Below are 19,380 nucleotides of genomic sequence, written 5' to 3' on the forward strand. Positions count from 1 at the left end.
TTTGGAAATGCTACCTTACATCGTCATTGGATTAAGCTCATTATCCTTACTTAGTTTAATTGTATTGCATTTCGTTAGTCCAAATTTTAAACCCAGCTGGCGAATGATAAGCGAATACGCTTTAGGAAATCACAAATGGCTCATCATCTTATTTTTTATTTGCTGGGGCCTGGCATTCATGCTACTCACTATTCCTCTTTGGACAGAAGTAAGTAGTATTTGGGCAAAAATTGGTGTTGTATTGGTTTTTATTTGAGGCATAGGAGTGTTTATGGGCGGCTTGTTCGACATAAAACATAAACACCACGGACGGGCATTTATACTTGGCATTCCCACGCTTCCCATTGGTGCATTGCTTATTTGCTATCATCTACTTTCGTTTGAAAAATGGCAAATTCATAAAATACCTTTAGAATGGTCGACCCATAGCCTTTGGGTTAGTGTATTGCTAATGGCTGCAAGTATGATACTCTTAATGACAGGATACAAAAAAACTGGCTTGCCAATGGGATCAGGTATTGAGCCACCAAGCGAGTTACCAAAAGGAGTTATTGGCATAAATGGATATTTTAATAGAATACTTGTCATATGCTATCTAATTTGGCTAATAATTATGGCGAATATTCTAAATTAAGAATTTAAATAAATATGAAAAAGAAAGTCTTAAACGTACTGTCCATAATTTTTGGACTTTTACTCATCAATGGCGGGCTAGACAAATTTCTGCATTATATGCCTGTACCAGAAGATTTGCCAGCGGCATTACAAGCCGACAATTTAGCATTTATGGAAATAGAATGGTTAATGCCATTAGTAGGGTTTGCAGAGCTTTTAGGCGGTATATTAATTCTTTTCCCAAAAACAAGAGCGTTGGGTGCTTTAGTAGTTTTCCCAGTAATGATTGGCGTTTTACTCACACATTTTTTTGTAGCTCCAGAAGGGTTGGTTATTGCGTTGATAATTTGGGCAATTTTACTTTGGATAATTTTTGAAAATAGAAGCAAATACTTGAAATTATTAGAATAAACAACCAACTCAATAACTTAATTTTTAAATTAACTAATTGAAATAATTATGCTAACAAAAGTTATTAAAATCACCATTTTGGTGAATGACTTAGAAGAAGCTAAAAACTTTTATGTGAACAAGTTAGGTTTTAGTGCGGTTAGTGATATGGTTTTCTCTGCTGAATGGCGTTACCTGACAGTAGCACCTAAAAAAGACAATGCAACTGTATTCGAAGTACTCAAAGCCGAAACGCCCGAACAAAAAAAGCAAGTAGGAAAACAAGCAGGTGGGCAAGTTCTCGTAATGTTTGAATCTGATAATATAATTGACGATTTTAACAGAATGAAAGCGAAAGGAATCGTTTTTAATGGAGAACCAGCGGAAGTGCCAGAAGGCAAAGGTGTAGGATTTAAAGATTTGTATGGAAACCAATTTGACATCTATCAACCCGATTAAATTTTACTCTATACCAACAATAGTATTTTCTGACTGAGAAAAGAACAACGAAGCGCCAACAGCACCTACCCAAAAGTTGCGATTCAGTGGTTAAGTCAAACTTTATGCTTCTATCAAAGTTTGTGCTCGCTTGACAATGTGTCTTCGAAATCGCCATCATCGGGTAGGCGCAAACCGGTGTGTGACTTGAATCTACCTCAAAAGTAGGTCGAATGCTTTTAAATAGATGGAGGACTAGTGAGAATTCAATAGCCAAGCCCGTCCGATAGTCCCGAAGTTTGGGGAGAGCATCTATCAATTAAACATAGCGAATCACAGATTCCAAATAAATAAAATTACTACATCTGTAACCACCTTGCACTGCATCTAGTGGGAAATCAGATGTACTGCGCCTAAGGAAAAATAGAAACATCGATTCCTGCAGGTGAGTACTGATGAAGCTGATTTGCCGAGGTGGAGAACAACGACAGTAACCAAGCACAACAAAAACTATAATCCTATACCTACCCAATTCCACCACCGTCCGTCCCCAAATCCCGGCAATTTCCCGGCTATTCAGCCTAAAATCTGGGGATATTTCCAGATTCCTGTCATTTTCTGGAAAAATCCCCTAGGATCGACTGTTAAGAAACTGCCCGCCACAGCAAGCAGTGGTAAGGCTGTACACTTCTAACTTCATGACTAATTATTGACGGCTTAACCATTTTGAATGGTGGAGGAAGAATTTTTACCGTAGATGATTTTTTTACCTCTGAATTCCTCACAAAGGTAGCTCTGGGTTCGGTGCGCCCATGAGCTTCCGGCATAAAGCCGCTTACTCCGCTGCGCTATTTATTCCTTTTCCTCATGGTCTTATCTCTCCCAAGACCTGAGCGGGTGTCCTAATTCATTGTTCACCAAAACGAAAAGAAATCGAGGATGATGCGAGCGACAAAGAAGATATGATTATCCACCATGCGAGATTCCATGTGGACAATGAAAAACAATTATGAACACATGAAATTATGGATGCTTTAGAAGGAAAAATTGATTTATTTGAAGTGGCTGAGATCAAGCTTAGCTATAGTGCCAGGATTAAAACGTCCTTACGCCCAAAGGTGGCGAGTTCAAGGCAGGTCTATGACGTGTTTTTCCAAGCCTGGGAAGATGACAGAATCGAATTTGTTGAAGATTTTAAGGGAATGCTGCTTTCCAGAGCCAATAGGGTGCTCGGGATCGTAAGCATCAGTTCAGGCGGAGCAGCAGGGACTGTGGTGGATGTAAAGCTGGTTTTTGCTGCAGCAATAAAAGCCAATGCAAGCTCTGTGACACTGGCCCATAACCATCCTTCCGGAAATCTGATGCCTTCAGAACAGGACAAGCGGTTGAAGACCAAACGGGCTAAGGAAGCAGGAAAGATCCTGGATATCCCGGTATTGGACCATCTGATAATGACAGTCGAAGGGTATTGTTCCTTTGCGGACGATTGGGAGCTTTAGGGCTCTTCACTTATTAAATCAAACCTGTTAATAAGTTGAATCTAGGCTGCTATAATTCTCAAATTCAGGTTTGGAAAGAGCAGTTCTACCTCTGTGTCCAGTATCCTTTACCTATTTGCGGCGGATTACCTCAAATTGGTGGCAGTGGTGCTGACGATAGCATCTCCCATAGCCTGGTTTGGCATGAATAGCTGGCTGAATGATTTTGCATATAAGATTTCACTCCAATGGTGGATGTTTCTTGTTGCGGGTCTGATCGCTGCTATGGTAGCGATGGCGACAGTTAGTGTAAGGGTGATTTGGGCAGCCCAACTCAATCCTGTCAAATCACTCCGCTCGGAGTAAAGGGCCCATTTCTTTCGAAATGCTTCAAAACCACTTGCCACTACCTTTTTAGAAATAGATTTTCACTTTTCTGAACATCCCCGGATTAGCTATCGGGGAGTAGCTTTCGAATTTTGCTACGCTATCGATCTTGTACAGTAGTGGATATTTATAGACTGATTACCCATGAAAAACCAAATCTAGCGGTAGATCGGTCTGATGTATTTAATTTACTAGGGCAGATGCCTAACTCTCTATCACTTATATCCAGCCTTTTTCCAGCCCGAGCCTGAGCAGATCAAGCACATTATGTGTATTGGTTTTTTTTAAAATATTTTTCCGGTGGCTGGCGATGGTACTCTTGCTTACATTCAATAGCCTTGCAATGTCCTGGGAAGTTTTGTTCTCAAACATCAGACCCAACACCTGTTTCTCCCGTTTGGTGAACAGTTCTCGCTGAGGCTGAAGTTGACGGATTGGTTTAATGTCCACATAGGAAGGCTCCCCGTCAATCCCAATGAAGGACAGTACCATCTTGTTGTCTTTCTTAAGATGGGAAATGTCTGTATGTACTACAAAAGTCCGCAAAACGGCCCCGTCTTCATCACTTTGAATTGTAATAATCTGCTGTAGGATGCGCAGGTACTCCCCATTCTTTTTTCTGATCCTATAATCATATCGGCTTTTATATTTCATAACCTTTTCCGGTGGAAGTTTCGACCAGAAATCTGTTACAGTTGCTTCAAAATCCAAGAAAAAGGGCAGGTCATCTGGATGGATAATTTCCATCAAATGATTAAGAGTGAATTCATCAGGCATATAACCCAAGACTTCCTGAATGGAAGGACTTGTATATTCAATCACCATTTCAGGTGGGTTGAATACCATATAGTAATATTCCCCTACATTGAAAATATTGATTAACTTTTTGTAAAGTTCTATCTCTAGTTTGAGATCACCTGGGGTTTTATATTGGGCTATTTCTGTCCAGATTTTTTGGGCGTTGTCTAAAATCAGCTTATCCATGTCTACTTAAAGGTGCGGTCTTGTTTTTTGATCTACCTAGGAATAAAAAATAATTTTGGCTTTGATACCATGCGATTGCTGTGAAACACCTTATTGGAGTAGGGATGAGTACCTTGGATCTTTCTTTATCCCGATCAGATATTTATTGTCTTCTATTTATAATAATCTGAATAGTAGTACAATAGACTTAAAGATGTTAATTCTTCCACCTGAGGATGGTCAATCATAACTTATCTTGGTTTTTTATGTAAGTGGTTTTCAAAAAATCCCCTCTTGAGGGGATTTTTTGAAAAGCCTATTTCTATAATCTTTGCGTAGTCAGTTATTTTCCCCTAACCGATCTACGGATGGGAAAGAAGTTTGTCATTCCTGTGATCAACTATTCGATTCTACTGACAGTATTTATTTTATTTATTATGTTGACGCCCATCGATAGATTTACCGTATTTAAGAAATCTCCTGCAATTGACTGCTATGTTGCTTCTTTACAGGCTTATTATTCGCAAGATTTGACAGAGGCTGATTTGGACTTTCCACGCTTTGACCACCGCTATCCCTTCAATAGTCCTCAACAGGAGCCTTTGGGGTTCTCAGCCTTTGGATGGGCAACCTCTACCCGAGCAGCTTATGAAATGGAATTTCCTTCCCGACTGGCCTTGTTCCTAGAAAAGTTGGGCGCAGGCCAACTACTTCTTGTTCATTGGCTAAAACAGGATCTGCTGTCAGACTTCCCATTTGAATCACCCTCCAAAAGAGAAAGGTTTAAGTCATTCGGAGCAATCAATGGAGATTCCATTGGGTATAGCTTTGAGTTAATGGATTTTGGGGAAATATTCGACCTTTTCTTATTTCATGCTAACCATGACACCCCTGGCTGTTTTCTTTTTTCTTCTACGCCGGATATGTTCTTGGGAATGAACCTCTGCGATGACGGCAACATCCATTTAACCCATTTTCAGAAAGATGAAGACTATATCCGCAAGTGTGCGGAATCCTTTGGATTCTTGACAGGCGATCCTGCATTACTCTGCCGTACGATCAGTATCCATCTTTTAAAGGGGAGTTCATGCACAAAATAGTAATCTTCTATGGATGTAAAACAACCAATTTGATCCACTCGACATACATTTTAATAAGCAATGATTATGAATAGAGTCAGACTTAAATCCAGGATAGGAGTTACAATCGTGTTTTGGCTTTCTATGGCTGCCGCTGCATCGGGCCAGACAGGCGGGGGTTCAGACTTGTCCAGCATTGAAAGTAAGGCAAACCGGATTATCAGTTTACAGGGGAAAATAGAAGACCTTAAAAAGGAAATAGCCAAGCAGGAACTGGAAAAGGAAGTTATGATAGAATCTGCTCGGCAGCGACTTGCCGACAAGCTGGATGAGATAGAAAACAGTGAGTCCTGGAAAAACAGACGTGAATCTGCCCGGTCTGGCTGGGAAGAGAACAATCCAGGAACATGCAGTGCAGGAGGCCCGCCCCCTATATGCACTGCCGATCACTGGCACAGGGTGCCGTCCAGTGTAGCTTGGAAGAAATATGAGGAATATAGGGATGGCATCTTGGAAGAATACCATGAAAGGATCAGGAATGCCGGTAAGCCGCAGGAAGGTAAAATAGCTGATGCAGGCAGCGCAATAGAACAGGCACTGGATGATATTGAGCGGTTGAAAAGGGAAATTGTTGCCCATAGTAGTGATTATAAGGAAAATGTGGTCAAAACCGGGAAGTCCCGACAGAGCGGTCCCATTCGGGAGCTGATGCGCTTGCTTGCCGAAAAGCACAACCTGGAAGACCGGATAGATGTGTACAATGTCAAACTGAAGGAACTGGATGCAGAGGAAGAGAAGACCGTCAATGAAGCAAGGGAGAAGATCTCCTTTAAAATTGATGGGGAGAAGTCCAAGCTTCAGGATAGGATCGATGAGAATAAAGACAAACTGCAAATGCTTGTACAAGCACAGCAGAAACGGGCATCCAGCCTTCAGAAGGAACTGGGCACTTGGAAATCCGATTTGTTCAAGCTGGAGCTCTTGCTTCGCGATACATCAAAGCTGGAGGAGGGCCAGTATCCTCTACTTATAGCAAAGCAAAAGCAATTGGGAACCCAAATAAGGGAGGGAGAAGAACAACTGCTTCAATTTCGGGACGAGTTTCAACAACAGGAAAACACCATTAAAGAAGAAAATACAGTTTTTTCTGACAAGATCTGGGATTATACTGCCAACCTTTCCCAATACCAGGATGAAGCGGTAGTGGCAATAGAAGATGCTTTTTCTTCCAAACGAACGATTCTTCATCAGGGAAAAGAGGCGAGAATCGGGGTGTTAAGGCTTAAGGCGGAGCTTCTTGCCGAAAAGACTGAACTGGCCAGACAGGATTTTATGGCTTGGGCTTCCCAGGTGGATCAGGAACGGATAAAGCTGATGAAAGAGTGCCAAAAAGCAGGATGCAGTTGCTACGGCAGCGATACCTATGGTGCCATTGTACTGAATTGGAACAATTCTTACGATTGTGTAGATACCATGGATGCCTCGCGCTATGGTTCGGTGGGCATCTATGGATGCTCGGAAGAAAGTGCAGATTATCATCAGTTTTATGCTGCATTGAAGGGCAATCTTTCCGATTCCGATTTGGCAGCATTGCAGCGTTCTACCAGAAAGTCCCGATATGATCTAATGTATAATGGCCTAATCGATTGATATGAGAATAATTTTTACGCTTTTGATAATGATCTGCTCAGGAATAGTTTCAGCGCAAACTTCCGAATTTACACAGTTGGAAAGCAGGATGGCGGCATTGATTGAAAAAGAACAGTGGGACGATGTACTGGTTCTTGGGCCCGACTTGGTAATAGAAGAGCCCTTTCGTGGGGATGGCTATTATTACACGGCTTACGGCTTTATGAAAATCGGGGAGCTGGAAAAGGCAGCTGACTGGCTGGAAAAGGCAAAAGGAATGTCGGACGATCAGTTGGATGAAAAAATCAGCGAGTTGGAAGAGCTTATAGAACGAACCGCCCTGGTTTCCGAGGCTGCCCAATGGCAAGAGCAGGGGCAGGCTGAAAAGTCGGCAGCCCAATGGGAGGAACTTTGGAAAATGGACAAATCCCAGGTAGAGTATGCCCTGAATGCCTTGGACATCTATATCGTCACCGGTGAGTATGAGGCGGCAATGGCAATCCTGGATGACCCCATAATCCAGAAAGACCCTTCGTCTATCCCTTTACGGAATGCAGTCAGCCAGACACCGGAAATGCAACAGGTGCAAAAATTCCACGCTGCACTTGAATCGGGAAATGAAAGCCTGGCTTCCGGTAACTTTGCTCTGGCAATGAGCCGGTTTAATCAAGCGCTGGAAATTAGACCCTCGGACACCGAGGCGAGAAGTGGGTTGGCAAAGGCAGCCGATGAAGAGGCATGGAGGCTGGCAAGGGAACTCAATACCATTGATTCTCTTGAGGAATATCTCAGTGGAGGTACAATCAAAAGCCATAGGGGAGAAGCCGAACAGATCTTGAGAAATTCCATGATCACGTTCGGAGAGGAATACGCCATCAAAGGAGATATGGACAGGATGGAATATTATCTGGGTAAATTGAAAAATGAATATGCCTTTGACCAAAACGATGTGGAGTATGCCGATGGACTACTGATCGCTACTTATGAGCGTGTGGCTAAAACAAACAGCAGGGAAAAACGCTATACTCCGCTCAGCAATGCTATCACCTATTATAGTCGGGCCGGGCAGCTGAATCATGAGCATTCTTACAAGGCAGAAATCCGCTCTGTAGAGAGAAGGCTAAAGAGATATCATAGACCTGATCTGAATTATCTGGCCTTTGTATACGATACAGTCACCAATGTAGGGATAAGTTTTGGGGGGGTGAAGAACAGAAAATTGGGTCTTTACATGACCTTTCGTATGGATACCGATGTACTGCTTTCCTCTGCCGACTATACCATGAATGAAGACGGGTCCTTTTCTGGTCCGATGGATTATGGGGATGTACGGCCTGAGGGGAATATAAGGTCAGGGTCCATGGATGTGATTTTTGGCATGACCAAAAAGATAAGCTATCCTGTCTGGATTTATCTCGGCGGAGGCATTAGCTATATCCGCGAATGGCAGAAAATGTCTATGTATGATACTGATGGCGTTCTTTACCAGACAGATTGGGTGTCGCTGACGGATAGTGAGGCCATAAAGCCCATGGCAGAAGCGGGACTGATTGTCAATGTGAAGCGGATTCACTTGAGGGGAGGGATTAAAACTGGGGACTTTGAAAATCTGGAGGACTTTACGCTGAGTTTTGGCATTGGTTATTCATTTTTTGAGTAGGAAAACGCCTTGATAAGTTGTTACTGATTAGGTTTGCGATGCATATAGCCGGTTTACCTATGTAAATTCGCAGTGCATTATTGCATATAATCAGAAAAAATAATAAGCTTAAAGTAGTTGCGAAATGAATAAACCATCATATACTGTATAATTATGATGGTTTACTTTCCATTTTCCTTAGGTGGAAATTGCATTATTCAGATTGCTCTAATTATTTCACCTCCAAAATCTCATTATTTCACGTGGACGCTTCATCTCCTTTTTCTTCAGTTTCGAGAAGATCATCGAGTGACAAGCTTTGAATAATTACAACTTTTTGCCATAAAAAAACAAAAGTATGGCTTGTATTAAAACAATTTTTATGTCGATAAGAATAGCAGTCTGCTTCATTGTATGAAGTTTCAAAAAGCAAACACTGCTTACTTACCGCCAAATTAATTATCAAGTGAGATTTCTAGTTAAGAATGTGGCTGTTAACTATCCCGGATTCTGTCCATATTCCAACATTTCGCTATTTTTGAGTTAGCTTAACTACCCTTGTTAACTGCCCTAATAAAAAATCACCCCCGTTTTATGAAGTCGAGCCCACCTTCCGCAGACGGGCATATCGAAAACGACACACTTGAATGATTATAAACGCTGCGAGATTCTCCCGAAACAAGATTGTGTAAGTGTTTCTCCCTTGATGCTCCCTTGTTTCTCCCTTGCAGCTCCCTTGATTCTCCGTAGGCATAAGGAAGATTCACGGGAGCAGGTTGGGAGTTGCTTAGGAGATCTATAAGCTTTGCTATTAGGTTGATACGGAGTATCTACGATGCTCCTCCGATGCTTCTACGATTCATGTCTGATCAGCTATCGAAGAAGCATCGTAGTTTAGTTAGGATTGGAACATTTAAGTAACGAACTGCCAATAAGTGAGGAGGGCTACAGAGCCGGTGCTATGGCGGGATGCCTGCCAGTGGCTAGAGAGGAGCGCGCTAGTGTATATGCTTACTCTCTGTATGGCTTACATGCGAAGTATGTATAACCAAAGGTTCTTGTACTTCGACTCAGCATCGACTTTTTATCGCTGCCCCGGCGAAGAAAAATGGAGCGAAAGCCGAGCTAATATAACCGATGGTGCTGTATTATCCGTGTCTTGTACTAAAAAAGGCTACGGTAAATCTACCGTAGCCTTTTTGCTACTCCTTGTATCCTTTGAAACTGTCAGAAGGAATAAGCTACTCCCAACTTAACCGAAGAGGTTTTGTATCTTTGTAGCCCCATACCCCGTGACAATTCGGCCACCGCACTCCAGCCATCTCCCAAAGAATAATCCCCCAATAATCCAAGCTCGATGGTCTTATCTGTTATCCTTTTTGTTGACCTAAGTGTGATTTCCCCACCGGAATCCCAAATTTCATCAACCAGATTGTTAGTGAGTAATAAAGCTCCGACTTTTCCTTTTAAGGTGAGTCTGTTACTTTTTAAAATGTCGTATCCCATACCGAAGCGTATGTGACGCATATTCCACAATGCTTCCTCCGTTTTCCTATTCACAAAAACAGTAGAATCTCCACTGCCATTGTACTGATAGTAGCCATATCCTATGTCAGCAAAGAGCTTTTTACCCACATATCGGCTATAGTTGAATCCATATCCATTTCCTTTGAAATAGCCTCCATAGGACACGTCCCCACCTATTGACTGAGCCTGAATGCTCAATACGTTCATCTTCAGATCCTGTGCTTGAACAAGTATTGAAATCAATAGACAAGCTACTAGAATAAAATACTTCATTTTGTCAGTAATTCTGACAGGAAAGAATCAATATCAATGAAGACAGCACTAATATATTGCAGTACTTGATCCTCATAAATGATTTGAACAATTGATTTGTAAACGATTTTCTCATGATTAATAATTTAGTAGAAAAAAGCAAATATAGACTAATTGATTAGGTTGTGACAAAAAATCTCTGTTCTACTACGGATTTAATGGATGTCAGTAAATGTGAAACTGCAGGAAGTCCCTAACCATCCATGATCTGGGAGTAAGGCATTTCATTGAGATGGCTAAAATCACTTTTCCCGTAGTTCTTTCCCCAAAAAGATAAAACTGTTATCTATATGGAAATATTTCTGGATAAAGCCATTTGCATAAGCAGTGCAAATTGGTGAGAAGTTTTGCGATGAATCAGTCACTAGAATGCCATGACTTGGTTTTTTGATGAGGTAAGATGTTATTTCAAAAGAAGTATAGGTGAGTATGCTTAGAAATCTTCTTTCACTCAACCGGATGTACAATGGTGTGTTGATCAAAAGAAAATGGATAAAAGAATCCGAAAATAGATTGAATTGTTACTGTTCTTTAGCACCTCAAGCACTCAAGTACCAAGACTGACTGGAGCTGGGAACTACACCAACTTTTATCACATCTTTCCTGACCTAAATTCGGAACTCATCAAACACCTATGGATTCTGATATCTTGATGATAATACAAACGATCGCCTTCTCTTTTCAGGAGAGGGAGGGGTGAGGTGGAACTGCCAATTGCAAATTGGTAAAGATATCAGGGTGGAATTACAAATCCCACCCAGTGCCACGAGCGATGTGACTACACCCAGACGGGGGTACGGCAGGCACTCTGGTGGATATCAAGCTGGTTTTTTCGGCTGCGATCAAAGCCAATGCAAGTTCCGTCATTTTGGCACATAACCATCCTTCAGGTAATCTGCTGCTTCCCATAGAGGACAAGCGATTGACCAAGCGTATGAAGGAAGCCGGAAAGATTCTGGATATTCCTGTCCTGGATCATCTGATTTTGACAGCTGAAGGGTATTATTCCTTTGCGGATGATTGGGAGCTCTAGGGCTCTTTACTTATAAAATCAAACCTGTTAATAAGTTGAATCTAGGCTGCTATAATTCTCAAATTCAGGTTTGGAAAGAGCAGTTCCACCACTTTGTCCACGATTCGAAGAGCACTGATCACTACGCAGTTTATCTTTGCTCTTTTGGTTCTGATCGGCACGGTGACCGTCTGGTCCCGAATGCAATTTATAGGCAATAAAGATTTAGGATACGACCCTTCCGGTGTTCTCAGCATATCTTCATTTGCTACTGAAGACAGGGAAGCAGGCATAAAGCAGCAGGTCGGCCAGCTGTCCGGAGTGGAAGCGGTCTGCCTCAGTAGCTGGATTCCCACCAGAGGAGATGCTTCTATGACCAAGCAGATCATCAAACAACAATCAGGAAAGGACATTTTGGTGGGAAGTCGGAGTTTGATTATTCAACTATTAAATAATAATCTTATTGACGAATTTCAAATTTGCATTCACCCTATCATTGAGGGAAAGGGTCTGCCATTGTTTGACCAAATAAAGGATAGGATTGTTTTTAAACTCATTAAAACAAAATCCCTAAATTCTGGTGCAACTGTATTTTACTATCAACCAACGTAAAACGAAACAGACAATTATTTATTTAGCGTTGACAATTTTCACATTGACTTCGTGCAACAACAAAACAGAAAACACAGAAAATAGTATGGTGCCAACAACAAGCGACAGTTTGACTTTTCAAAATGGCTATTCCGAAGTGAATGGACTGAAAATGTATTATGAAATTCACGGACAGGGAAAACCAATTGTTTTAATTCACGGTGGTGGTTCAACCATTCAGACAAATTTTGAAAAAATCATTCCACTACTTGCTAAAAACAGACAGGTAATTGCTGTTGAACTTCAAGCTCACGGACGGACAAATGACCGTAACGCTGACCTTACATTTGAACAGGACGCAGATGATGTTGCTACACTTCTTAAAAACTTGAAAATTGACAAGGCGAGCTTTTTCGGTTTTAGCAATGGTGGGACAACTACTTTACAAGTCGCTATTCGACATCCCGAATTAGTTGACAAACTGATTTTAGGTTCAGCACTTGCCAAACGAAACGGAGTTCCTGATTGGTTTTGGGGTTTTATGGAAAATGCCAAATTGGAAAATATGCCTGAGCAACTGAAAGAAGGTTACAAAAAAGTTGCGGCAGACACGAATGGTTTGCAAGTAATGCACGACAGGGATGCAAAGAGAATGGTAAATTTCAAAGACATTCCAGACGAACCAATAAAATCCATTAAAGCACCAACATTAATTGTTATTGGCGACAAAGACGTCATTACACCTGAACACGCTATTGAACTTCACAGACAAATTGCAAACTCTGAATTAGCAATAATTCCAGGCGGACACGGAGAATATATTGGAGAAATTACAACGGTAACACCTGACTTTAAAGAAAGCGACCTTGTAATTCCAATGATTGAAAAATTCCTTGACAAAAAAGCTGAAAAATAATGCTGACCGACACGAACGAGAATAAACAACGAACCGCCTAACAGGCACTTGGCAAAAAAAGCAGTTTCAGTTGTTAATTGAACATTCTACCTTGCATCAACTTTTGTGGTATATTGACAGTGAAGTGCTCAGAGATCGCCACTATACCAAAAGTCAAAACGTATCAATTTTAGGGCGACAGTAACGAAATGACAGAAAGACCAAACATATTAGTAGTATGCGGACGAAATAAAAAGCGGAGCAGGACTGCGGAACACATTTTTAAAAATGATGACCGTTTCAATATTCGTTCTGCTGGACTAAGTCCCAAAAGCGATAGGAAAATTTCTGAAAATGATCTGAATTGGGCGGACTTGCTTTTTGTAATGGAAACAGGGCAACGAGCAAAAATTTGGGGACTTTACAGACATTTAGATTTGCCAACTATTGAAGTTCTTAACATTCCAGACGACTATGAATTTATGAACGAAGAACTTGTTGAGATACTATCAGACGGAATTAACGATACGTTAAAAATAGTTTACAAACTTTGACAAAAGAACTTTTAAAGCAAATTCTTATCGATACAGATCCGACTTTTTTGAAGTGGGCTATTAACAAAGTTGCTCGGTGGACAAACCAAACACAGACCAAAAACATTTCCCATATACACGGAACAAGCGACAAAATTTTGCCTTTGAGTTTTGTAAAATGTAATTAGACAATTAAAAACGGTGGATTCTAAACAAGTCTGACGAACTAAACAATATTTTAAGACAGAAACTATGACGGAAGAAAGAAAAACTCCACACAACAACGAGGCCTCCGTTGCGTGCGTAGCACTACCTGTCTCGATTTTTTAGGGAAGCAATACACCGCTTCCTGGAAGCATTCGTGACGGCGAAATTCCTATGGAATTGATCCTGGATTCTGTGGGTCTGAGCTAAACACATCTATCTCACTGCCTTCAGTTTCGCACCCATATCCCGTAGCATATGCAGGATCACTGTTGCGTTCTTTTCCTATTGCAGTTCAATAAATTGCCGTAGTGCGCGGGAGAGCGTTTCAATTTGTCTTCCTTTATCTATCCTTGCATCTGGAAATGGGGTTGGGTTTTCAGAAAAAATCCTACTGATTTTCACATCCACCCGTTTCTACAAATCCATCAGCTTACCGCAAATTTCTGCCCAGTTTTACATGCGTTTGTTGAAATGAAGCAGTATGCAATATCGATTGACTTCCTGTTTGTCCAAAGCCGAAGATCAGTTAGGCGCAGAAGGGACCAACGAAATGTACGTCTTCTATTATCCTGACTCCCATGGAAGCTTAGAATCTGTGGAAACCGGCTTCTTACAGGCAAGCCAAACTTAAACAACAACTGTCTTTATACACCGCCTAGAGACAGTTGTTTAAGAAAGACGTAGTCATAGGTACTTCATATTGTAAGTTAATGAAGAGTGTTAGACGTCGGTTTATATAGGTGTTCCCGTCGCTAAAATCTACCATTAAAATTATTCAGATTTTCGGAGAATTGCCCAAGTATTTCACCATTACGGAATTGATCTTCGAATTGGAATTTGAAATGCGGAAACAGATAGAAGATGAAAAGTAGCCAAGGTACTGGCGCAGGTTCAGATTATAACCTTGTTGACGAATTAGCTTAAGACAACCCTTCAAAAGGCTGTTTTCATATCCACGATCAACTTCAATCTTTTGATAAGAGTGAATGCTTAGAGAATGATTTTTTGCAGACAAGAGGTTTGGAGTAAACCAACCGAGACTGTTACTGTTATAGACAGACGTTTTTGCTATTCTTTTGATTCAGATATTTATCCTAATCGGATGACAGCTCCTTATGAGGGATGAAAACTTGTTCTTAATCAACTGAAATTTTTGGTTGATAAATGTGGACAGTATCGTAATACTGAAGAATCAATAGAGTTCAATGATTAAAAAATAGTCTTGATTCCTTATCAAAAGGATCAACTTTCCTGCTGTGCTTTTTGCAGCGATTATGCCTCCTTCTGTAGTGATGAGCCTTCACCTATCCCCAGATCCAGTTATACCAGTGGGCGGTATAGAAACCGATGCACCATATTCTGCCATGCCGATGGTAGGTGCCTGGCCAAATACAGCCTATTTCATTGCAAGTGTCCCGACGTTGAATAACGGCGCTATCAACCGGCAGCGTAACGGGACTGAAATGGCCGGTGGGCTGTACGCAGTAAGGGTTTGAAATTTGGGGATTAAGTTTTATAATTGCTTTTGTTTAGATTTGATCTAAATAAGTATATGTTTGTGCGCTAACTCAATTTAATAGGATTTGACTTTAATTAACCTACATAGAGATGTCCGTCTGATCAGGCAATTGAACGGAGGAAGTGCGGAAGCATATGAAGTGATTTTCAATCGCTATTGGGATCACATGTACACCATCTGCTACAAAGCTACAGGTGACTGCGAAGAATCTAATAAAAGGACCCAGGGCATATTCAAACCACTCTGGGAACGGTATCAAACATTGGAAGTCACGGGAGCGGGAGCTATGGGGTTGGTATTTCTAAGCTCTCCGTTTAGAAAGTTTTTTGGTCATGCTTTTAGAGCCTCTCCTTATTCATATAATGATGGGCTTTTAAATACGACCATTAGTGGTCAATAGCTAATGCTGGATAAACATCTGATAAAGTGATATGACTTTGATTACAACTTATTAAAAAATACGCTACAATTTTGGGTCTTCTTGACAAAATACATTCGAACAACTCATCTGCTGACTTCCGAACGGAAGCGGGATTTAAGAAGCTATATGAGCGAAATGTGAACAAGCTGTTTACAATCTGCTACAGCCGGATACGAAACCGTGAAGATGCGGAAGAGATCGTCCATGATGTATTTCGATCAGCTTGGGAAAGAAGAGAACTGATCACGAATGAGAATGGGTCTATTGAAAAGTATTTGGTTCGCTCCATCAAATTGAAAACCATCGACTACTACCGTAAGGTTGCACAAGAGACACTGCCGCTCAACTGTGAATTGGAAGACGTTTGTGGCTATGGTAATTGTACCGATGATCAACTCCATTTTGCAGAGCTACAAGACAAAGTATCGATACTCGTGGATCAACTGCCCTGCGCCTGCCGGCAAGTGTATCAGCTCAGCCGTGAAGAAGGGTTTACCAACAGAGAAATAGCTTCCAAATTACTCATTTCCGAGAAAACAGTGGAATCCCACATGACCAAAGCCCTGGCACATCTACGTAAAAACCTAATGCCTTATGCCACGCCGGCGGTACTCCTGATCAGCTTTTTCTAAAAAAAATCATTTTTTTTCTATACTGACTCAGGGTTAGAGTGCCTTAGTACGATTGTATAAATGAACAGACGTACTAAGTTATGAAAATCACCTCGGCCTTATTAAGAAAACATGTTGCTGGTCTATGCACCCGACAGGAAGCCCAAGAGGTAGAAATCTGGATCTCATCACTTGAAGACGATGCAGTGTTGTCACCGGAGGAAATGGGAAATTCTCCTCAAATCATCCGTGAAAGACTCTATGGGTCATTGTTTGGTTCGGGTGAGAATACCCCTATCATGCCACTATATAAGAAGCTGGCTAGATATGCTGCGGCAGCCTTCATTATTTTCGCTACATTCTTTGGGGGCCGCTTTTCAGCTAGTACAGCCAATGCCAATATGATAGTTGATAAATCTCCCAAAGATCACCTTTACATTTCCGGGGGGAATGGCACTAAAGGCAACCTGCCGGGTGAAGTATTCAAGCTACAGTTTGATGGAACGCTGAGGTTGTACAATAGTGCGATGGCACAAAAGAGCGTACAAGTTGGCGACACTCCATTCATACTGGAGCCTCGCCAAACTTATTATTTGCTAGGCACAATGGAAAAACCCAATCTGATAAGCAGCCACACTCTCTACAACGATGATAACGTATTCCCAACCTTGGCAGGCGACTTCTCTATCTTAAGACTGGATAACTAGGTGAAGAAATTACTCATCATCATAATGACGTGCTACACCTGTCTTGCCGGTACGCTGGCCACATTTGAGGCTTTAGCCCAATCCCCTTCATCGTTGATTGGAAAGGTAATGGATTCACAAGGCGAACCTATTCCCGGTATCGCTGTGGTGTTGAAAGAAAGCCGGCAAGGGGCTATTACCGATAGACATGGTCAATTTTCTATTACAGGCATCAAGGCTGCTACTTACACCATTGAGGTTTCAGGCTTAAGGTTCGAAAAGCAAGTATTTACACTCACATTCCAGACAGGCGACAAGCAGACCCGATCCATTACCCTGAAAGAAAACACATCCGAGATGGACGAAGTAATAGTGACTGCCAAATCAGAAGGACGGGTACTCGAACTCTCCGCAAAATCAGTACAGGTCATCGAAACACGGGAAGTTAAGCTCCAATCGGCCGACTTGGGCGAGGTGATGGCCAAATCCGAAGGGGTAAGTGTTCAGCGTGCCGGAGGACTTGGCTCCAATACCCGATTTGCCCTCAATGGTTTATCCAGTGATAAGGTCCGTTTTTTCTACGATGGTATTCCGCTGGATTTCACTCCCTATGCTTTTGGGATTGCCAACGTCCCGGTCAATGCTATCCAGCGGGTAGAAGTGTATAAGGGAGTGGTGCCCATCCAGTTTGGTGCGGACGCGCTGGGAGGAGCGGTAAACCTCGCATCACCTGACGTTTTTGGGGGGTGGGCTGGATCGGCCTCCTATCAAATAGGTTCGTTCAACACCCATCGGGCCACTGCAAGTATCAATTATGCCGATGACAAAACCGGACTTTTCGTAGTGGCGGGAGGATTTTATGACTATACCGACAACAACTATAAGATAGATGTGGCCATCCCCAACGAACAAGGACAACTACAGCAGGAAACTGTAAAAAGGTTTCATGATGGGTACAAGGCTTTTGGTACAAACTTCAGAGTAGGCATTCGGGACAAAAAATGGGCAAATGAGTTGAGTTTGGAAGGCTACTATGGGAACTACAATAAAGAAGTGCAAAACTCCCAGTCCCCCGGTTTAATCGACCTCCCCCAGTTGGGTATCGACAAAGCCGTGGCGGCCAACCCTTTTGGTGAGGTAGTCTTTACCGGCTTTTCTCAAGGTTTAAACCTGCACTACAATACAAACCCGACTGAAAAATGGGAGCTAGACCTGAAAGCGGGCTATAACTACAACGAGTTTGTATCCATCGACACCAGTAGCAACCTGTACAACTGGCATGGAGAAGTGGTACGTGTAAAAAACCAACCGGGAGAGTTTGGACAAGATGAACACCTGATTACCAAAAGTCAAAATTACTTTGTTCGTCAGCAGATGGGCTATAAATTTTCAGAAAAACATGCCCTTCAACTAGCCATAGCACCTACGTACGCTTACCGCACCGGAGACGACTTGTTGACAGAAGGCGAATTTGATCCGGCACTGGATGATGGCTATCTCTTTGACTTGGTGAGTGGTCTGGAGTACAGCGGTGAATTGATGAATGAAAAACTCCAAATCACGACCTTTGCCAAAAACTACCGTCAAAGCATCCGTATTGAATCAGTGGATCCAAGTGTTGAAGGGTTACAGGTATCTGAGCGATCAGTGAACAACTATGGAGCCGGAAGTGGATTTCGTTATGCTTGGGCCTCCCGTTTTGCTACCAAGTTGAGCTACGAATATGCTTATCGCCTACCCAGGCAGAACGAAATTTTTGGAGACGGGCAGCTAACTGGAAAAAACCCGGAGTTGAAACCCGAAAGCAGCCACAATGTAAACCTGCAGTGGAGTTTTGAGAATAAAGCAAGTACCAAAACCGAATGGCAGGTACAAGGCAATTTCTTCCTTCGCAGGGTCAATGACCTTATTTTCCTGGTAACTAATGCAGAAGGGGTTGGTGTTTACGACAACGTATGGAGTGCCAACTCACAAGGAGTAGAACTGGGCGGCAGGGTAAAGGATCTAATCAAAGGACTAACCCTCCATACCAACAGCACCTACCAGTCGTACTTCAATACCTCGGATGAAGGCCCTTTTGCCAGCTTTAAGGGTGACCGTATTCCGAATACACCTTACTTCTTTGCCAATGGCGGGGCGGAATACCTGTTGGAGGACGTTATTAAAAAAAACGACAGGCTTTCCATCTTCTGGAATACACGCTATGTACCTCCTTATTTTATTGGCTGGGAAAGCGCAGGCTTAAAACAATACAAGCCCGAAACCCCTGGCCAGCTAACACATGCTGCGGGTGTTACACAAAAAATAAACATTAAAAAAGCACAAACTGCTTTAACACTAGAGGTACAGAACCTAACGGATGCAAAGGTCTTCGACTTCTACGGAGTGCAACGCCCGGGCAGAGCTTTTTACATCAAATCAACCATTCAATTTTAACAGGAGACAATG

Annotated in this window: 20 protein-coding genes and 1 pseudogene; 19 read left to right on the forward strand and 2 right to left on the reverse strand. The window is 42.0% G+C overall.

The features are described from left to right. Positions 1-7: 7 nt before the first annotated feature. From ID165_RS27005 to ID165_RS02100, 5 genes are all read left to right on the forward strand, one after another. Complete coding sequence (locus tag ID165_RS27005) at positions 8-256, forward strand: DUF998 domain-containing protein (protein ID WP_192348750.1); 249 nt, start codon at positions 8-10, stop codon at positions 254-256. Between the two features lie 392 nt (positions 257-648). Beyond that, positions 649-1,026 (forward strand): DoxX family membrane protein, encoded by a 378-nt coding sequence (locus ID165_RS02085; protein WP_192348751.1) that lies wholly within the window; start codon positions 649-651, stop codon positions 1,024-1,026. 48 nt (positions 1,027-1,074) lie between these two features. Then, entirely contained in the window at positions 1,075-1,464 is a 390-nt protein-coding gene (locus ID165_RS02090; protein ID WP_192348752.1) for a VOC family protein, read from the forward strand. 1,004 nt (positions 1,465-2,468) lie between these two features. Further along, a complete protein-coding gene (locus ID165_RS02095; protein ID WP_192348753.1) occupies positions 2,469-2,942 on the forward strand; it encodes a JAB domain-containing protein in 474 nt (157 codons plus the stop codon). Positions 2,943-3,035: 93 nt separating this feature from the next. Beyond that, complete coding sequence (locus ID165_RS02100) at positions 3,036-3,287, forward strand: ABC transporter permease (RefSeq protein WP_192348754.1); 252 nt, start codon at positions 3,036-3,038, stop codon at positions 3,285-3,287. A 240-nt stretch (positions 3,288-3,527) separates the two neighbouring features. Here ID165_RS02100 and ID165_RS02105 read toward each other — a convergent pair whose 3' ends face one another. Next, positions 3,528-4,292: a LuxR C-terminal-related transcriptional regulator gene (locus ID165_RS02105; RefSeq protein WP_192348755.1), complete on the reverse strand. Its 765-nt coding sequence runs from the start codon at positions 4,290-4,292 to the stop codon at positions 3,528-3,530. Positions 4,293-4,639: 347 nt separating this feature from the next. On the opposite strand from ID165_RS02105, the gene ID165_RS02110 reads away from it, so the two are divergent. The 3 genes from ID165_RS02110 to ID165_RS02120 all read left to right on the forward strand — a co-directional run bounded on the left by ID165_RS02110 (position 4,640) and on the right by ID165_RS02120 (position 8,639). Continuing rightward, on the forward strand, positions 4,640-5,371 hold the full coding sequence (locus ID165_RS02110) for a hypothetical protein (protein ID WP_192348756.1): 732 nt from the start codon (positions 4,640-4,642) through the stop codon (positions 5,369-5,371). A 66-nt stretch (positions 5,372-5,437) separates the two neighbouring features. Next, a complete protein-coding gene (locus tag ID165_RS02115; RefSeq protein ID WP_192348757.1) occupies positions 5,438-7,000 on the forward strand; it encodes a hypothetical protein in 1,563 nt (520 codons plus the stop codon). Between the two features lies 1 nt (position 7,001). Continuing rightward, a complete protein-coding gene (locus ID165_RS02120; RefSeq protein ID WP_192348758.1) occupies positions 7,002-8,639 on the forward strand; it encodes a lipopolysaccharide assembly protein LapB in 1,638 nt (545 codons plus the stop codon). 1,206 nt (positions 8,640-9,845) lie between these two features. On the opposite strand, the gene ID165_RS02125 is transcribed toward ID165_RS02120, so the two are convergent. Then, positions 9,846-10,418 (reverse strand): outer membrane beta-barrel protein, encoded by a 573-nt coding sequence (locus ID165_RS02125; protein ID WP_192348759.1) that lies wholly within the window; start codon positions 10,416-10,418, stop codon positions 9,846-9,848. A 468-nt stretch (positions 10,419-10,886) separates the two neighbouring features. On the opposite strand from ID165_RS02125, the gene ID165_RS27010 reads away from it, so the two are divergent. From ID165_RS27010 to ID165_RS02180, 11 genes and pseudogenes are all read left to right on the forward strand, one after another. Beyond that, positions 10,887-11,021, forward strand: a complete 135-nt coding sequence (locus tag ID165_RS27010) for a hypothetical protein (RefSeq protein ID WP_192348760.1) — start codon at positions 10,887-10,889, stop codon at positions 11,019-11,021. A gap of 238 nt (positions 11,022-11,259) precedes the next feature. Then, positions 11,260-11,490 (forward strand): annotated as a pseudogene (locus ID165_RS02135) (JAB domain-containing protein); the annotation flags it as partial. Between the two features lie 93 nt (positions 11,491-11,583). Next, on the forward strand, positions 11,584-12,081 hold the full coding sequence (locus tag ID165_RS26515; protein ID WP_225586949.1) for a dihydrofolate reductase family protein: 498 nt from the start codon (positions 11,584-11,586) through the stop codon (positions 12,079-12,081). An 85-nt stretch (positions 12,082-12,166) separates the two neighbouring features. After that, positions 12,167-12,976, forward strand: coding sequence for an alpha/beta fold hydrolase (locus ID165_RS02145; protein WP_192348761.1), 810 nt, complete (start codon positions 12,167-12,169; stop codon positions 12,974-12,976). A 188-nt stretch (positions 12,977-13,164) separates the two neighbouring features. Next, positions 13,165-13,509 carry a low molecular weight protein tyrosine phosphatase family protein gene (locus ID165_RS02150; protein ID WP_192348762.1) on the forward strand — a complete coding sequence of 115 codons (345 nt, stop codon included), beginning with the start codon at positions 13,165-13,167 and terminating at the stop codon, positions 13,507-13,509. Between the two features lie 667 nt (positions 13,510-14,176). Continuing rightward, complete coding sequence (locus tag ID165_RS02155) at positions 14,177-14,326, forward strand: hypothetical protein (protein WP_192348763.1); 150 nt, start codon at positions 14,177-14,179, stop codon at positions 14,324-14,326. Positions 14,327-14,951: 625 nt separating this feature from the next. Next, positions 14,952-15,191 carry a hypothetical protein gene (locus ID165_RS02160; RefSeq protein ID WP_192348764.1) on the forward strand — a complete coding sequence of 80 codons (240 nt, stop codon included), beginning with the start codon at positions 14,952-14,954 and terminating at the stop codon, positions 15,189-15,191. 87 nt (positions 15,192-15,278) lie between these two features. Continuing rightward, positions 15,279-15,614 (forward strand): hypothetical protein, encoded by a 336-nt coding sequence (locus ID165_RS02165; RefSeq protein ID WP_192348765.1) that lies wholly within the window; start codon positions 15,279-15,281, stop codon positions 15,612-15,614. Between the two features lie 71 nt (positions 15,615-15,685). After that, a complete protein-coding gene (locus ID165_RS02170; RefSeq protein ID WP_192348766.1) occupies positions 15,686-16,267 on the forward strand; it encodes an RNA polymerase sigma-70 factor in 582 nt (193 codons plus the stop codon). A gap of 80 nt (positions 16,268-16,347) precedes the next feature. Further along, positions 16,348-16,953, forward strand: coding sequence for a hypothetical protein (locus ID165_RS02175; protein WP_192348767.1), 606 nt, complete (start codon positions 16,348-16,350; stop codon positions 16,951-16,953). Beyond that, positions 16,954-19,368: a TonB-dependent receptor gene (locus ID165_RS02180; protein ID WP_192348768.1), complete on the forward strand. Its 2,415-nt coding sequence runs from the start codon at positions 16,954-16,956 to the stop codon at positions 19,366-19,368. Positions 19,369-19,380 lie beyond the last annotated feature (12 nt).

It is taken from the genome of Algoriphagus sp. Y33, assembly GCF_014838715.1.
In the GTDB taxonomy this organism is placed as follows: Bacteria; Bacteroidota; Bacteroidia; order Cytophagales; family Cyclobacteriaceae; genus Algoriphagus.

Coding starts and splice junctions, on each gene's coding strand:
- ID165_RS27005 (WP_192348750.1), top strand. CDS start 8: ATGCTACCTTACATCGTCATTGGATTAAGCTCATTATCCTTACTTAGT.
- ID165_RS02085 (WP_192348751.1), top strand. CDS start 649: ATGAAAAAGAAAGTCTTAAACGTACTGTCCATAATTTTTGGACTTTTA.
- ID165_RS02090 (WP_192348752.1), top strand. CDS start 1,075: ATGCTAACAAAAGTTATTAAAATCACCATTTTGGTGAATGACTTAGAA.
- ID165_RS02095 (WP_192348753.1), top strand. CDS start 2,469: ATGGATGCTTTAGAAGGAAAAATTGATTTATTTGAAGTGGCTGAGATC.
- ID165_RS02105 (WP_192348755.1), bottom strand. CDS start 4,292: ATGGATAAGCTGATTTTAGACAACGCCCAAAAAATCTGGACAGAAATA.
- ID165_RS02110 (WP_192348756.1), top strand. CDS start 4,640: ATGGGAAAGAAGTTTGTCATTCCTGTGATCAACTATTCGATTCTACTG.
- ID165_RS02115 (WP_192348757.1), top strand. CDS start 5,438: ATGAATAGAGTCAGACTTAAATCCAGGATAGGAGTTACAATCGTGTTT.
- ID165_RS02120 (WP_192348758.1), top strand. CDS start 7,002: ATGAGAATAATTTTTACGCTTTTGATAATGATCTGCTCAGGAATAGTT.
- ID165_RS02125 (WP_192348759.1), bottom strand. CDS start 10,418: ATGAAGTATTTTATTCTAGTAGCTTGTCTATTGATTTCAATACTTGTT.
- ID165_RS27010 (WP_192348760.1), top strand. CDS start 10,887: ATGCTTAGAAATCTTCTTTCACTCAACCGGATGTACAATGGTGTGTTG.
- ID165_RS02145 (WP_192348761.1), top strand. CDS start 12,167: ATGGTGCCAACAACAAGCGACAGTTTGACTTTTCAAAATGGCTATTCC.
- ID165_RS02150 (WP_192348762.1), top strand. CDS start 13,165: ATGACAGAAAGACCAAACATATTAGTAGTATGCGGACGAAATAAAAAG.
- ID165_RS02155 (WP_192348763.1), top strand. CDS start 14,177: ATGCAATATCGATTGACTTCCTGTTTGTCCAAAGCCGAAGATCAGTTA.
- ID165_RS02175 (WP_192348767.1), top strand. CDS start 16,348: ATGAAAATCACCTCGGCCTTATTAAGAAAACATGTTGCTGGTCTATGC.